The following is a 14,561-nucleotide window of genomic DNA, read 5'->3' on the forward strand; positions in this document are numbered from 1 at the left end:
AAGCCGAGGTGCTTTTTTGGGTTAAAGTCCGCCGTTACCAGGCATGGCTGCATTTTTGAGACAAGCCCCGTACGTTAGACTTTTATCCGTTAAAAACTGCCACGAGAATCGTTTATCGCGGTGCGATTGCAGTGCGATGAAAGTGCGATTGCAGTGCGATGGGAAGAAGGAAACCGTATGGCGGTGAGCACCACAGCCACCAAGACCTCCGACGCGAAGAGCTCCTCTAGCTCGTCGTCGGTGGCGAAGCATCCCTTCCGCATTCGACGCGTACCAGGCATTGATGGGCTGCGCGGTCTGGCTGTTGCCACAGTGGTGATCTACCACTACTTCGATAATGTGCTGCCCGGTGGCTACATCGGTGTGGATATCTTCTTCGTGCTCTCCGGATTTCTTATCACCTCGCTTCTGGTGCGCGAACGCGCGGTCACTGGGCGCATCGATCTAAAGGACTTCTGGCTTCGTCGGCTGCGCCGCATCGCCCCGGCTGCGATGTTCGTGTTGTTTATTTCCATCGCCGTCGCAGGTCTGGTCGGCGGGGATCCCGCTGTTGGCTTGTCGACGCAGTTTCTCGGCACGGTCTTTTTCGTCAATAACTGGACGCAGATTGCGGGCTCTCAGTCCTATTTCGCGGATTCCGGAGTGCAGCTGTTAGCGCACTACTGGTCACTGTCGGTGGAGGAGCAGTTCTACTTGCTCTGGCCATTGATCTTTGTGGCTCTTCTCGCCTTGAAGCTGGCATCTCGCAAGCTGGCAGCAGTGGCGGGCATTGGGGCGGTTGCCTCTTTCGTGTGGATGGTCTCGCTCTATGATCCGAAGGTCGACCCCACGCGGGTCTACTACGGCACCGATACTCACGCCTTTGGACTCCTGTTTGGCGCGGCCCTCGCATTGTGGTTGACGTCGACGTCGTCACGCGCGGAAGCGGACTCCTGGCCACGCACAGAACCCCTGCTGCGGGACTTCTTTGGCAGTTCCGCCCAGGCTTTCGTAGTGGCCTCGCTGCCGCTGATCTTCCTTTCGTTGGTTTTGCTGATGATGTCGGATACCGCGTCGGCGACTTACCGCGGTGGGTTGGTGTTCGCCTCGTTGCTGTCGGCGGCGATTCTCTATCTTGTCGTTCGCGGTGTCTCACCCGTGCGTCAGATTTTTGAGTTCAAGCCACTGTGCTGGCTGGGAAAGATTTCTTTCTCGCTGTACCTGTGGCACTGGCCGGTCATCGTGCTCATCCGCGAACTGTTGGAGCGCAGTGAGGCCATGCAGTATGAGAACCTCGCTGCCTGCGCAGGTATTGCGCTATCGCTGCTTTTGGCGAACTGGTCATACAAGAATGTGGAATCGCCAATTCGCCGGATGGGTTACCGCCGTTGGATGGCGCAGTTTTCGGGCACGCAGTTTGCCGGTTCCTGGAAGCCGCGCGTTGCAGCAGGGCTGGCGCTGGTCGTCGTGGTTGGTGCAGTTGTGGGAATGGCTACGGCGCCGAAGATGACGCGTTTGGAGGCACAGCTACAGGAGGCAGCTGAGCGCCGTGCGCAGGCTCAGAAGGCGGAGGAAGCCGAGTTGGCCAAGCGCGTTATGCCGCGTGGTGACCAGATCACCGCTATCGGCGACTCTGTGATGCTCGCCTCGGCGTCCGCGTTGGAAGAGAAGCTGCCCGGTATCTATATCGATGCGGCTGTTTCCCGTGGTTATCCGGCCGCCCCGGAGATCATCGCGAGTATGAAGGCGGCGGGTACGCTCGATCCATTCGTCGTGCTGGGTCTTGGTATCAATCAGTCGGCTGCGGCATCGGACGAACACCTGTTGGATGAGATCCTCGATTCGCTGGGTGAAGACCGCATCATTGTCCTAATCAACCCGTACGGTGATCGTGTGTGGATGCCGCAGTCGGAGAGGGAAGTCCTCGACGCGGCAAAGAAGCGCGACAATGTCTATGTGGCTGACTGGTGCCATGGTGTGCGTGATGATTTGTCCAAGCTGCGCGCGGACCTTATCCACCCGACCCCCGATGGCGCCGAGGTCTATGCCAATGCCGTGGTCGATGCTTTCCAGCAGTATGCGAAGAACAAGAAACGCATTCCGGACACCTGCGGAATCTAATAAAAATCTAGTTAGTAGTGTTTCCACGGTAAAGTAAGTGGCTGTGGCCAAACAAAAGTCTTCCTCCAGTCACCGTGGATTAAAGATTTTCCTCGGCATCGTCCTCGGTATCTTCGCGCTCTTCGGTGTGTTTTACGCTGTCGATTACGTGCTGAACAAGGACCATGTCCCGCGCGGGTCTACCGTTGCGGGTATTGACATCAGCACGCTGAGCGCGAATCACGCTGAGGCGAAGCTCGAAGAGCAGCTCGGTGATCTTTCCACTCATCCAGTGGCGTTTCGTGCCGGCGAACGCACGGCGGAGGTTCTGCCCGAGGAGGCGGGGCTGAGCATCGACTGGGAGAAGACGGTCGCGCAGGCGGGTAAGCAGACGGCGAACCCAGTTACCTGGGTGCGCAGTTTCTTTACTACCCGTGAGCTGGATTTGGTCAGCGATATCGATAGCTCTAAGTTCGAGCCGCAGGTCGACCGTCTCGTCGGCGAACTGACTATTGCTCCCGTCGATGGCGAGGTCAAGCTTGTCGACGGCCGCGTGGAAACAACTCCACCGGTCATCGGCCAAGATGTCGACCGCAATGCGGTCAGCGGGGATTTGGCCGCCAAGTGGTTGTCGCCGGAGGGCATCGATGTAGAGACCACCGCGCACGACCCGGCTATCGGTGAGGATCAGGTCCGTGAGGCAGCTGAAGGAGAGGCCGCCGATGCGGTGTCGGGCCCCATTGTTGCCAAGGGCCGCGATGGCAAAGATGGTGTAATTCCGCCGGAGCGCATGGCTGAAATCATCAGCTTTGTGCCGCGCGACGGTGGATTGGCCGCCGATATCAATGTCGACCGCGCACGCGAGATCCTCGAGGAGGGGCTGGCTGCTTCCGAGGTTGATAAGCGCAATGCGTCGATACGCTTTAGCGGTGGTGCGCGTGAAGTGGTCCCCTCGGTTGATGGCGTAGCCGTGAAGTGGGATGAAACTATGAAGGACTTCGCCGAGCGTGTGACTTCGACGGATAAGCGCGAGTTCGATGCGGTCTACGAGGACAAGCCCGCCACCTACACCACCGAACAAGCGGAAAGTGCCACCTTCGATGATGTCATTGGTGAGTTCACCACCGGTGGCTTCAGCTCGGCATCGGGAACAAACATTGCCCTGGTGTCGCAGATGGTCAACGGCGCATTCGTGGCGCCGGGCGATACATTCAGCCTGAACGGCTACACGGGGCCGCGCGGTACTGCGCAGGGTTTTGTCGAGTCGGGCATCATCCTCAACGGCCATGCGGATAAGGCTGTCGGCGGTGGCATTAGCCAGTTCGCCACCACTTTGTACAATGCTTCGTACTTTGCGGGCATGGAGGATGTCGCGCACACCCCGCACAGCTACTACATTTCGCGTTACCCGGCCGGCCGTGAGGCGACGGTGTACGAGGGCGCAATCGACCTAGCGTTTAAGAACAGTTCCGACACTCCGATTCTCATCGAAGCCGTTACTACTGGCTCCGACGTCACTGTGCGCATCAAGGGTGTGAAGAAGGTCAACGTCGAGTCCATCAATGGTGGCCGTTGGGCATACACGCAACCGCAGCGTATGCAGGTCAGTGGCAGCTCTTGCCAGCCGTCGTCGGGTGCGCAGGGCTTTACCACTTCCGACACACGCGTCATTCGGGACCTCTCGGGCGCGGAAATCTCGCGTGAAACTCAGACTACGGTTTATGACCCGCAGCCAATTGTGTCCTGTGGCTAGTCTGGATTCGCCTGCGCGACCGGCTAAAGTAATACAGCATTGACAATGCAATAGTCCGCGATACCAAAACTCATAAAACCCCCAAGGAGTGGTCTAGCAACAATGGCACGTCTTTTCGGAACTGATGGCGTCCGCGGTTTGGCGAATAAGACTCTGACCGCACCGCTGGCAATGCGGCTGGGCGCTGCTGCGGCCACTGTGCTGACTAGCGGCACGAATCCGTCGGGGCGTCGTCCCCTGGCCATTGTTGGCCGCGATCCGCGTGTCTCCGGTGAGATGCTCGCCGCAGCGCTGTCTGCCGGCATGGCTTCCCAGGGCGTCGACGTTTTGCGTGTCGGCGTGCTGCCCACTCCGGCTGTCGCTTTCCTCACCGACGACTACGGTGCCGACATGGGTGTGATGATTTCGGCTTCTCACAACCCCATGCCGGACAACGGCATCAAGTTCTTCGCCGCGGGCGGCACCAAGCTTGACGACGCGGTGGAGAAGGAAATCGAACACGCTCTCCACAACTTGCCGGAGACCGGACCCACGGGCACCGGAGTGGGGCGTGTCATCGAGGAGGCCCCAGACGGGCTCGACCGCTACCTGTTCCACCTCTCCCGTGCGGTCAGCACCAAGCTCGACGGCATTCGTGTCGTGGTGGATTGTGCAAATGGTGCTGCTTCGCAGGCCGCCCCCATGGCGTACGCGGCCGCCGGTGCCGACGTCGTCGCTATTCATGACAAGCCGAACTCCTACAACATCAACGACAACTGCGGTTCCACCCACATTGAGGTTTTGCGCGCGGCAGTGCTGGAGCACGGCGCGGATCTGGGGCTGGCTCACGATGGCGATGCCGACCGCTGCCTGGCTGTGGACTCGCAGGGCAACATCGTCGATGGTGACCAAATCATGGCCATCCTGGCCGTCGCCATGAAGGAAGAGGGGCTACTGCACCACAACACGCTGGTGGCCACTGTGATGAGTAACCTCGGCCTCAAGCTGGCGATGGAGGAAAACGATATCGCCCTGCGTACCACCAAGGTCGGCGACCGCTATGTGCTGGCTGATTTGAACGCTGGCGGTTACTCGCTCGGCGGTGAGCAGTCGGGACACGTGGTCATTCCGGATCATGCGACCACTGGTGACGGCACCCTCACGGGTCTGTACCTCATGGCGCGGATGGCACGCACCGGTAAGTCTCTGGCTGAGCTGGCCTCCGTAATGAAGGTGCTGCCGCAGACTCTTATCAACGTGCCGGTGTCCAACAAGGCCGCAATTCTGGAGTCTGATGAGGTCAAGGCCGCCATCGATGCAGCCGAGGAGAAGCTGGGTTCCACCGGTCGCGTGCTGTTGCGCCCGTCCGGCACCGAGGAGCTCTTCCGCGTCATGGTGGAGGCCGCCGATGCGGAATCGGCCCGCAAGATTGCCGGGGAGTTAGCTGCGGTTGTGGCCGCAGTCTAGAGTCAGGAGTGTGGAAATGAATGACGCGCCAGAGGACATTAAAGCCCGCTTTGCCCCGGGTGAAGCCGACATCCAGGTAGAGGTGGTCGATCGTGACGGTCGGGTTCTCGGTACCGTCGGCAAGCTTGAAGCACACGTTCCACCGGGAATTTTGCACCGTGCTTTTTCTCTTTTCCTCTTCGATGAGCAGGGACGCATGCTGCTGCAGCGCCGTGCGGAGTCGAAGTATCACTCACCACTGCTACTGACGAATGCGACCTGCTCGCACCCACTGCCGGGGGAGCCGGTGGCCGATGCCGTTGAGCGTCGTGCGAAGGAAGAGCTCGGTGCGGATGTCTCTCAGTTGGAGGAAATCGGCATTGTTATCTACCAGGTCATCGATGATCGTTCGGGATTGGCGGAGCACGAGTACAACCACGTGTACGCCGGCATCGTCGATCCGAAGTCGGTGGATATCAACCCCGATGAGGTCGATGAAGTGGTGTACGTGACCCCGCAGGAGCTCGCAGAACGTCGTGCGAACGAACCGATGACGGAGTGGTTTAACCACGTCTGGGGTGTCGGGGCGGAGAAGTTCTCCAAGTACGGTTTCGACATTGCGGGTGTGCCGGGTATCCATGGCCCAGCGGAGGCGCAGGCTGCCGCGCAGTCGGTTTCGGAAAAGGATGTGTAGCTTCGTGACCAGCGTAGAAAACGCCAGCGTCGACGACTTCGGCCTCGACAAGTCCGAGGAATTGGAGACCGGGGAGTTCTATGCCCTGGCCAATGAACAGGGTGCCGCATTCGGTGAAGGCCATGCCAAGTCGATTTTGTTGGGTGAGCACTCTGTCGTCTACGGCAAGCCGGCTATTGCGCTGCCGGTGACGTCGCTGCGCACGATGGCGTGGATTGACCGCGTGGAGGATTCTCCCGTCCTGTTTTCCATGGACGGCGAGGTCATCGACATCGACGAGCTGCCGGAGCGCTTTGCCTCCATCGCCGCTGCACTCCGCGCTGGCCTGCGCACCTTCGGTATTCCCGAACGCGACCTGCTGGTTCGTCTCCGCTCCGGTATCCCACCCGCTGCAGGGCTGGGTGGTTCTGCCGCAGTGGCACATGCGCTTATCGACGCAGTGCGTGACCTCGCCGATGGCACTCTGACCGAGCGTCAGCGCTTTGACCTGGTGCAGGAAGCTGAGCGTCTGGCGCACGGTAACCCCTCTGGCCTGGATGCCACGGTTGCCCGTGCGTCGCGTCCGGTTTACTTCAAGCAGGGTGAGTTCCATCCGCTGAAGGTGGCCAAGAAGATGTGGCTGGTGCTGGGGGATACCGGTGTGCGTGGTTCGACGTCGCTGGCCGTTGCCCGTGTGCGTGGTTTCGTCGATTCCCACCGAGTCCACGGCCAAGAGTTGTTGGACCACTTGGGGCAGCTGGCCGATGGCGCGGTGCACAACCTGGCCAAGGGCGATTTTGCCCGTCTGGGACATCGCATGGACTCGGCGCAGGAAGCGCTAGAGGAACTAGGTGTTGGGCATGAGTCCATTACCGATCTCGTCACTGCCGCCCGACTGGCAGGTGCCCACGGGGCAAAGCTCACTGGTGCCGGTTGCGGTGGCTGTGTGATGGCGCTGGCAGAGTCCGCCGATCACGCGGAACTGATTAGCCATGCCATGATGGGAGCCAATGCCGTTGCTACTTGGACTGTGGAGGTAAATCCCTCGTGACCACGACCGCTACCGCCGTCGCTCATCCCAACATCGCCCTGATTAAATACTGGGGCAAGCGCGATGAGGCCGTGCAGCTACCGGCCACAGGTTCGCTGTCCCTTACTCTGGGCATCGCTCCGACGACGACCACGGTGTCGCTTATCGACGATCCCAGCGTCACCGCCGACTCGGGCACTCTGAACGGCCAGGAGATGGTGGGCAAGGACCTCTCCCGTGTCCAGAAGTTTTTGGATTTGGTCCGCGAGCGTGCGGGCAGCACGAGCTTCGCAGAGGTGACCAGCACCAACGAGATTCCGACGGGTGCGGGTCTGGCTTCGTCCGCGTCGGGTTTTGGCGCTCTCGCGCTGGCCGCGGCGAAGGCCTACGGCCTGGACTACACTCCGGAAAAGCTCTCGGCTCTGGCCCGTCGCGGTTCGGGCTCGGCCTGTCGCTCTATTTTCGGCGGCCTCGTTGAGTGGCTGCCCGGCGATGACGATGCTTCCAGCCACGCAGTGGCTCTGCCGGATTCCGGCCTGGATCTCTCCCTGGTCGTGGCGGTTTTGGCCCCGGGGCGCAAGAAGATTGACAGCCGTGCCGCCATGCGTCGCACGGTCGAGACATCACCGTTCTTCCCGGCCTGGGTGGAGCAGGTGCCTCGTGATATCGAGGACATGAAGGCCGCCATTGCCGCTGCGGACTTCACTGCGGTCGGCGAGCTTGCCGAGGCCAATGCCATGCGCATGCACGCCACTATGCTGGGGGCTCTTCCTCCGGTGCGGTACTGGAATCCGGATTCGGTGGCGGCTCTCGATCTCGTCGCTACGCTGCGTGACGAGGGCACCGAGTGCTACGCCACCATGGATGCCGGGCCGAACGTGAAGGTGCTGTGCCGCAGCGGCGATGCCGAGACCATCGCGGATCGTTTCCGCGCAGAGTTCGAGGATATTGACGTGCTGGTTTCCGGCTCCGGCCCTGGCGCATACCTGGTGTAGCTGGGGGAGTAGTTGAGCAACGCTAAAGGCGGACCTATCGAAGGCGAGTCCATCGGTCGTGGCTGCGGCAAGCTGTACCTCACTGGTGAGTATGCGGTGATGGATGTCGAGGGGCTGGCCGTCATCGCAGGTGTCGACCGCTATGTGACAGTTCGGTGCCGCGATGCCGAACCATCGCAGCCGGTCTCTCGCGTGTACTCCAGCTATTACGGCCCGCGGGGGCGTGTCATTGATATCGATGCACCAGATGACATCGCTACCCATACGATTTCCCTGGTCTATCGCATTGCTGCGGGCGAGTTGGAAAACACCCCAGAGCGCCCCATAAATATCGTCATTGAATCAGACCTCGATGACGCCGACAGTGGTGCGAAGTATGGCCTGGGATCCTCCGGGGCTGTCGCTGTGGCTGTAACTCGTGCGCTGGGGACGCACCTGGGTCTGGAGCTGGATTCACTGGACGTGTACAAGATTGCGATGGTGGCCACGCTTCTGGCTGGTGCAGCTGGTTCCGGCGGCGATATCGCGTGCTCCGCGCACGGCGGGGTGGTGCTCTATCGCCGGCCGAATCCGACGGCGCTCGCAGAGCTCGTGGCGGCTGATCCTGTCGCTGCCGTGGCGGCACCGTGGCCGAATCTTCGCATTGACGCCCGCACCGACCTCGGTGGGCTACAACTGTTGGTCGGCTGGACGGGCAGTCCGGTGAAGACGGACTCGCAGTTGAAGAAGGCCGGTGGCGCAGACCGTGATTTTGTGCGCGGGGTCTCGTCGATAAGCGAAAGACTCTGGCAGGCGCTTGCCGACGGCGACCACACCGCGGCGTTTGCCTGCCTGCGTGAGAATCGGACGCTGCTGCAGGACTATGAGCGTGAGCGTGCTGTATGCATCGAGACGGAGAAACTGAAAGCGCTCGCCGACATCGCCGATGGCGCGGGGGCCGCGGGCAAGAGCAGCGGCTCCGGTGGTGGTGACTGCGGAATCGCGCTGGTGGGAGTCTCAGATGGTGTCGATGCCGAGGAGACTGCCGCGGACATCACCGCGCGCTGGCAAGCAGCTGGCATCCAGCCGTTGCCGCTGAAGCTGGCCGCTCAACTTTGACCACAGTTTTTTGACCGTAGAATTTAAGACAGCTGAAATTTACAGAAGCTGGGAACCGAAGCTGCATGCAGCTAGAAAGGGTCGCATAGGACAATGGCTGAAAAGAGCTCGCACGACCTGGAATATGCACACGTACCGCTGAGCTGGATTGGTCCGGTGCGCATTAGTGGCAACGTCATGAATGACGAGGTGAAGATTCCGCTGGCGACTTACGAGACCCCGCTGTGGCCGTCGTGTGGTCGCGGTGCGAAGGTCTCCCGCATGATCGAAGGTGGCATTACCTGCACTTTCGTCGGTGAGAAGATGACCCGATCGGTGATTTTCACTCTCGACTCGGCAGCGGATGCCGTCATTGCGCGCGACAACATCCTGTCTCGTTATGACGAGCTGAAGAAGGTCGTGGAGTCCTCCTCGCGTTTTGCCAAGCTGGTAGATATTCACTTCCAGATCGCATCGCGTCTTCTCTTTGTCCGCTTTGACTTCTTCTCCGGTGATGCCTCGGGCCACAACATGGCCACGCTGGCGTCTGAGCGTTTGATGTCCTACCTGATGGAGCAGATGCCAGAGTTGGGCTATGGCTCCATCTCGGGCAACTACTGCACCGATAAGAAGACCTCCGCAGTCAATGGCATTCTGGGCCGCGGTAAGTACGTAATCGCCGAGGCCGTCATTCCGGAGCCGGTTGTCCGCGAGCGTCTGCGCACAACTGCCAAGCGCCTGGCTGAGCTCAACGAACGCAAGAACCTCGTCGGCTCCATCATGGCCGGTTCGCTGCGCAGCGGTAATGCGCACTACGCCAATATGCTGCTGGGCTTTTACCTCGCTACCGGTCAGGACGCTGCGAATATCGTCGAAGGCTCGCAGGGGCTGACGCAGGTAGAGGCGCTTGACGACGGCTCCGTGCGCTTTAGCTGCACCCTGCCACATTTGATCGTCGGTTCCGTGGGCAACGGCAAGGGCTTGGACTTCGTGGAGAAGAATCTCACAGCGCTGGGCTGCAAGGAGGACCGTGAGCCGGGCGAGAATGCCCGTCGTCTAGCAGCGTGCTGCGCGGCAATCGTCTGGTGTGGTGAGCTTTCCCTGCTCGCGGCACAGACGAACCCGGGGGAGCTGATGGAGGCGCACGTTTCTATCGAGCGTGCGAAGTAGCGGTTTGTGAATAGTCGTTTGCGACAATTCGCAAAACCTAAGACAAATCTCAGGTAAACGCGCTAGATTTCTGTAGTAGGCAATTAAAATTTTGTGGGCAAAATATCCCGTGGTCTGATGACTGCTCTGATGACATGGGGATGTTTCGTTGCCCGTTATTTCTTAAAAATCTGTAGAGGTAGTGAAGGCACGGTTTTGATGACAACAAGCAATGTGACCCCGATCGGTATTGATGACATCGCCTTTGCGACGGGTTCGTACTGCATTGACCTCGCCGATATTGCGCCCCGACTCGGAGCGGAACCGGCAAAGTACCACAAGGGCCTGGGGCAGGAACGCTCCAGCGTGGTTGCCTCTGATGAAGATCCGGTGACGATGGCCGCGGCCGCGGTGAAGAAGATCGTTGACCGCCACGGTATCGACGGCGTGCGCACCATCATGTTCGCCACTGAGACCGGTATCGACCAGTCGAAGGCCGCTGCTGTCTATGTCCACGAGCTGGTCGGTCTTGACCCGCACGCGCGATCTGTCGAGCTGAAGCAGGCTTGCTACTCCGGTACCGCGGCGCTGCAGTTCGCGTGCGCTCTGGTGGCCCGCAATCCGGAGGAGAAGGTCATCGTTGTCGCCTCCGACATTGCCCGCTATGACCTGGACTCCGCTGCGGAGCCGACCCAGGGCGCAGGTGCTGTAGCCATGCTGGTGACCGCTAATCCGCGCATCCTGGCTATCGATGCGGCTTCGGGCGTCTTTACCCGCGAAGTTATGGACTTCTGGCGGCCGAACCACCGCAGCCAGGCGTTGGTGGAGGGCAAGCTCTCTATTAGTGCTTACATCGACGCTGTTCAGGGTGCTTACGAGGACTACCGTGCCCGCGGCGGTGTGGACTTCAGCGAGATTGACTACTTCAGCTACCACCAGCCGTTTACCAAGATGGCCTACAAGGCGCACCGGCAGCTTTCGGCCAATAACGGTGTGGAGCTCACCGCGGAGGACGAGGCCCGCCAGCTCGGCCCAACCACCGAGTACAACCGCATCATCGGTAACTCCTACACCGCATCGGCCTACTTCGGCCTGCTCTCGCTGCTGGATACCGAGAAGGACCTGGCTGGTAAGAAGGTCGCTGTTGTCTCCTACGGTTCCGGCTCGGTTGCTGAGTTCCTCACCGGCAATGTGGTCGAGGGCTACGAGTCCCAGTTACGCGCCGCAGATAATGCGCGTGAACTGGCTGAACGCGTGAAGCTCGATGATCCGACCTACTACCGCCACGCTCAGGTGACGCATGAAGATCCGGGTGAGTACTCCAACCTGGGAGACGACGCCCTGATTGGCACCGGCCCATTCAGCTTCACCGGTGTTGAGGGGTGTAAGCGCATCTACCGCGCTCGTTAGCCCCCGGGGGCACCCGCGCTAGTACTTAGACGGAACCGAATCCTCTTTTTTCGCGCCTAACAGTAATAAGAACTGTTTTTCGCGGGGAAGGGGATTTTTCGTGTCCGCACGTTTTACTGGAGGCAGTGGCGGAGGCTTGCTGCACTTTTCGGAAGATGCAGTGACAGCGGCTGCCCGAGAGATCGAGCAGCGCGGCCGTGAAGGCCATGAGCGGTGGGGAAGCGCTCCTGATATTTCCGCAGCAGATTGTGGCCAGGGTTTTGCCGCCCAGGGGCGCCGTCTGCAGCAGGCGGCAGCGAGGCTGCGTGAGCACGGGCAATCGATGTACGCGGGACTTGGCAATCATGCTCCGGCAGTGCGGGAACAGTGGCGTGTCTTTGCAGGCTGTGACAGCGCCGGGAGCGCCGACCTCGGTGGAATTGAGGTAGTGGACTGATGCCATGGGTTGCTCGAATTCTTCCGATATTGGTGCGTGTTATTGGCCGTGGAAGCCGTATTGGAGCCAAGCGCGGGGTTGGCGGCATCGGCAAGAATCTGCCCAAAGTCTTGGATAAGGTGCGACGCGCTGACGGCTGGAAGGGCAGCGCCCTGTCCAAGTTCTCTAACTCCGTGGGGTTGATAGCCTCCGCGATAACTATTGCTATGGCTTTCGATTGGGGCGGTTTGAAAGGCGATGCCGCCGACGCCGCCAAGGAGCGCTGCGATAAAGCTGCGCAGGACTGTGCGAATCAGGATGAGCAGTCCGCCAATGGCGCGCAGAGCGTCGGCGAGTGCGGCAAGAAAGTCGACGAGGTCCTTGAGGATTGCGAGAAGCAGGCCGAAGATATGGCTGAGCAAACCGACGGCATCCTCTCTCAGTGCGAAGCGCTTGTCGACGATCCGGAGGTCGGCGCCGAAGCCGCACAAGTGGCCCAGCAGGTGTGTAACAGTCTCGTCGACTCCACTGGTCAGCTCTACGATGCGCGTAATAGTTGCATCGAGCAGTGTCTTGAGCAGGCAGCGTGTGACACTGAGGCCGCGGTGGTCGCCACCCCGCCGCAGCCTCCTACTGTTCCAGCCAGTTCGGGTGCTACCTCGGCGGCCTGTGCAGAGGTGGCTGAGTCTGGGAGTGGCGAAGGAGCTACTGTAACCGGTGGCAACGGTGCTACCGCTGGTGGAATTGGGGTCGTTGCCAACGTTGATATTGGGATAGAGGCAGGCGTTGCTGCTGGAATATCCGTTGGAGGTGCCATTGGCGCTGCCGGGGCGGCCAGTATCGCTGGAATTGCGGGAGCTGTCGGGGTTGCAGGCAGTGTCGCGTCCTCACTGCTCAACTTAGACATGTGCACGGAGACGGAAGAGCCAGTGTGCGAACAGGCACCTGCGCCAGCACCAGCACCAGCACCAGCTCCTGCGCCGGAGGACTGTGTGCCGGAACCCGAACCAGAACCCAAGCCCGAACCTGAACCCAAGCCCGAACCTGAACCCGAGCCCGAACCTGAAAATGTTCCTGAACCGCCTCCTCCAGCTGAGAAACTAAAGCACTTGGGAATCGAGCTGCCACAGGAGACGCAAGCAGAACAGCGAGCGGAACCGCAGCCAGAACCACAAGCAGAGCCGCAGCCAGCACCAGCCCAGGATTCGGCAGCATCAGTGCAGGAATCTGCTTCAGCTGTGCCCGAGCCCCCTGAGCAGCCCAACGCCCAGGAGCTTGTGGGCGCGGTCAATTCGCCAACGGCAGGTGAGTGGTAATGGGGAGTAAGCATGCCGCGAAATATGACCGGATTGGGCAGGCCTATTACGACGCTGCTGCAATGACTAGGCAGGAGTTCGATACGGCGGTACAGAGGGCACAGAAAGAATTGCAGGGTTTGGAGGAGCGTCGTAAAGCACGCGAAATTAAGGAGAGGGAGGTGGCGGCGGGCGTCGAAAAGCAACAAAAAACCGCCCGACCGAAGGGAACCGTTACGCGGTTGTTCGGGCGGGCGGGGAAAGGGACGCCGACGGTGAAGTCGATTCGGGGCGTGTCCTGAAGCGTGGCCTAGTGACTACTTGCCGGGAATCAGCGAGTGCTCCGGGTTTTCCGGCAGCTCCTTGATGAGCCACTCCATGTCGCGGTTAGTTGTGCCCTTGATAGTGGCGGTCGGGTCTGCGAAATCTGAGTACTTCTTGTCGTCACCGACCGTGGCCAGCAGGAAGCCTGTGAGTGCGGCGCGCGCGACCTCCTGGTACTTCACCTTGGAGGAAGAGAAGCCCGCTAGACGACGGAGAAGAGTTGTTTCCGAGAAGCTGCCCTGGTCAGCCTTGTCTACTTCGCGGTAAACGACATCGCCCTTCCACTGAACAGCCAGGCGAGCCGGGTTGCCGCGATCGAGCCACTGATCCTCGCCAGGAGCCAGGACGAGGCCCGGGGCCGAGACATTAGTTGCAGCGGCGCTGGAGGAAGGCGCGGTAGTTGCGGGGAAGACGCAGCCAACGCCGGAGATGAGGTCGTGACCAGCAGCGGCGAGGACGGCTACACCTGCGCCCATGCCGTGGCCGGCAACGCCAAGCTTCTTCGGGTGGACGACGACTTTGCCCTCACCGAGGCGGACACCAGCGAGAATCTGGAGCGCTGTCTCCAAATCGTTGGCGAGACCACGGTGGTCTGCCACGATGCCATTTTCGGTGTCCGGAGCAGCGACCGCGATGCCCCACGAAGCTAGGTGACGCAGCGTGGCGTGGTACTCCTCAATCGGTGTGCGCCAATCGTGTGCGAAAGCGATACCGGGGATGCCATTGCCCTCGGCAGGCGTGTAGACCTTTCCCGGCAGGCCAGTAAAAGCGAGATCACCGACCATGACGCGGTGCGGTCCACGCTTGGAAAGATTAGATGTCAGAGTCTTCAAGTTGTCAGCCACAGTGAATAGCTTAACTATAAGGTGCATACCTTTGCTGAAAAAGTGCCAGGATGAGCGAGAATGTCTATTTCGTTATGACGATTTTCCGCTT

The 14,561-nt window shown here is 60.3% G+C and carries 13 protein-coding genes; 12 read left to right on the forward strand and 1 reads right to left on the reverse strand.

Annotation, left to right across the window (positions count from 1 at the left end):
* Positions 1-177: 177 nt before the first annotated feature.
* From HMPREF2849_RS06985 to HMPREF2849_RS07040, 12 genes are all read left to right on the forward strand, one after another.
* Positions 178-2,100: an acyltransferase family protein gene (locus HMPREF2849_RS06985; RefSeq protein WP_069359405.1), complete on the forward strand. Its 1,923-nt coding sequence runs from the start codon at positions 178-180 to the stop codon at positions 2,098-2,100.
* A gap of 43 nt (positions 2,101-2,143) precedes the next feature.
* Positions 2,144-3,832: a VanW family protein gene (locus HMPREF2849_RS06990; protein WP_049193322.1), complete on the forward strand. Its 1,689-nt coding sequence runs from the start codon at positions 2,144-2,146 to the stop codon at positions 3,830-3,832.
* Between the two features lie 102 nt (positions 3,833-3,934).
* The gene (gene glmM, locus HMPREF2849_RS06995; RefSeq protein ID WP_016422094.1) at positions 3,935-5,278 is read left to right on the forward strand and encodes a phosphoglucosamine mutase; all 1,344 of its coding nucleotides are present in this window, start codon (positions 3,935-3,937) and stop codon (positions 5,276-5,278) included.
* Positions 5,279-5,294: 16 nt separating this feature from the next.
* Entirely contained in the window at positions 5,295-5,951 is a 657-nt protein-coding gene (gene idi, locus HMPREF2849_RS07000) for an isopentenyl-diphosphate Delta-isomerase (protein ID WP_016422095.1), read from the forward strand.
* A 4-nt stretch (positions 5,952-5,955) separates the two neighbouring features.
* Positions 5,956-6,981 (forward strand): mevalonate kinase, encoded by a 1,026-nt coding sequence (gene mvk, locus HMPREF2849_RS07005; RefSeq protein WP_101687816.1) that lies wholly within the window; start codon positions 5,956-5,958, stop codon positions 6,979-6,981.
* Complete coding sequence (mvaD, locus tag HMPREF2849_RS07010; protein WP_049190390.1) at positions 6,978-7,955, forward strand: diphosphomevalonate decarboxylase; 978 nt, start codon at positions 6,978-6,980, stop codon at positions 7,953-7,955. Before mvk ends, mvaD begins: the two co-directional genes overlap by 4 nt.
* 12 nt (positions 7,956-7,967) lie before the next feature.
* Positions 7,968-9,053 carry a phosphomevalonate kinase gene (locus tag HMPREF2849_RS07015; RefSeq protein WP_070862802.1) on the forward strand — a complete coding sequence of 362 codons (1,086 nt, stop codon included), beginning with the start codon at positions 7,968-7,970 and terminating at the stop codon, positions 9,051-9,053.
* Positions 9,054-9,146: 93 nt separating this feature from the next.
* Entirely contained in the window at positions 9,147-10,202 is a 1,056-nt protein-coding gene (locus HMPREF2849_RS07020; RefSeq protein ID WP_016422099.1) for a hydroxymethylglutaryl-CoA reductase (NADPH), read from the forward strand.
* A gap of 198 nt (positions 10,203-10,400) precedes the next feature.
* A complete protein-coding gene (locus HMPREF2849_RS07025; RefSeq protein ID WP_070429831.1) occupies positions 10,401-11,591 on the forward strand; it encodes a hydroxymethylglutaryl-CoA synthase in 1,191 nt (396 codons plus the stop codon).
* A gap of 100 nt (positions 11,592-11,691) precedes the next feature.
* Positions 11,692-12,027 (forward strand): hypothetical protein, encoded by a 336-nt coding sequence (locus tag HMPREF2849_RS07030; protein WP_049169972.1) that lies wholly within the window; start codon positions 11,692-11,694, stop codon positions 12,025-12,027.
* Positions 12,027-13,322, forward strand: a complete 1,296-nt coding sequence (locus HMPREF2849_RS07035; protein ID WP_070438135.1) for a hypothetical protein — start codon at positions 12,027-12,029, stop codon at positions 13,320-13,322. Before HMPREF2849_RS07030 ends, HMPREF2849_RS07035 begins: the two co-directional genes overlap by 1 nt.
* Positions 13,322-13,603, forward strand: a complete 282-nt coding sequence (locus HMPREF2849_RS07040; RefSeq protein WP_049190377.1) for a hypothetical protein — start codon at positions 13,322-13,324, stop codon at positions 13,601-13,603. Before HMPREF2849_RS07035 ends, HMPREF2849_RS07040 begins: the two co-directional genes overlap by 1 nt.
* Positions 13,604-13,618: 15 nt before the next feature.
* On the opposite strand, the gene HMPREF2849_RS07045 is transcribed toward HMPREF2849_RS07040, so the two are convergent.
* The gene (locus tag HMPREF2849_RS07045; RefSeq protein ID WP_049169967.1) at positions 13,619-14,470 is read right to left on the reverse strand and encodes a dienelactone hydrolase family protein; all 852 of its coding nucleotides are present in this window, start codon (positions 14,468-14,470) and stop codon (positions 13,619-13,621) included.
* Positions 14,471-14,561: the final 91 nt, after the last annotated feature.

The sequence above is a fragment of the Corynebacterium sp. HMSC073B01 genome (assembly GCF_001838255.1).
Lineage (GTDB): Bacteria > Actinomycetota > Actinomycetes > Mycobacteriales > Mycobacteriaceae > Corynebacterium > Corynebacterium jeikeium_D.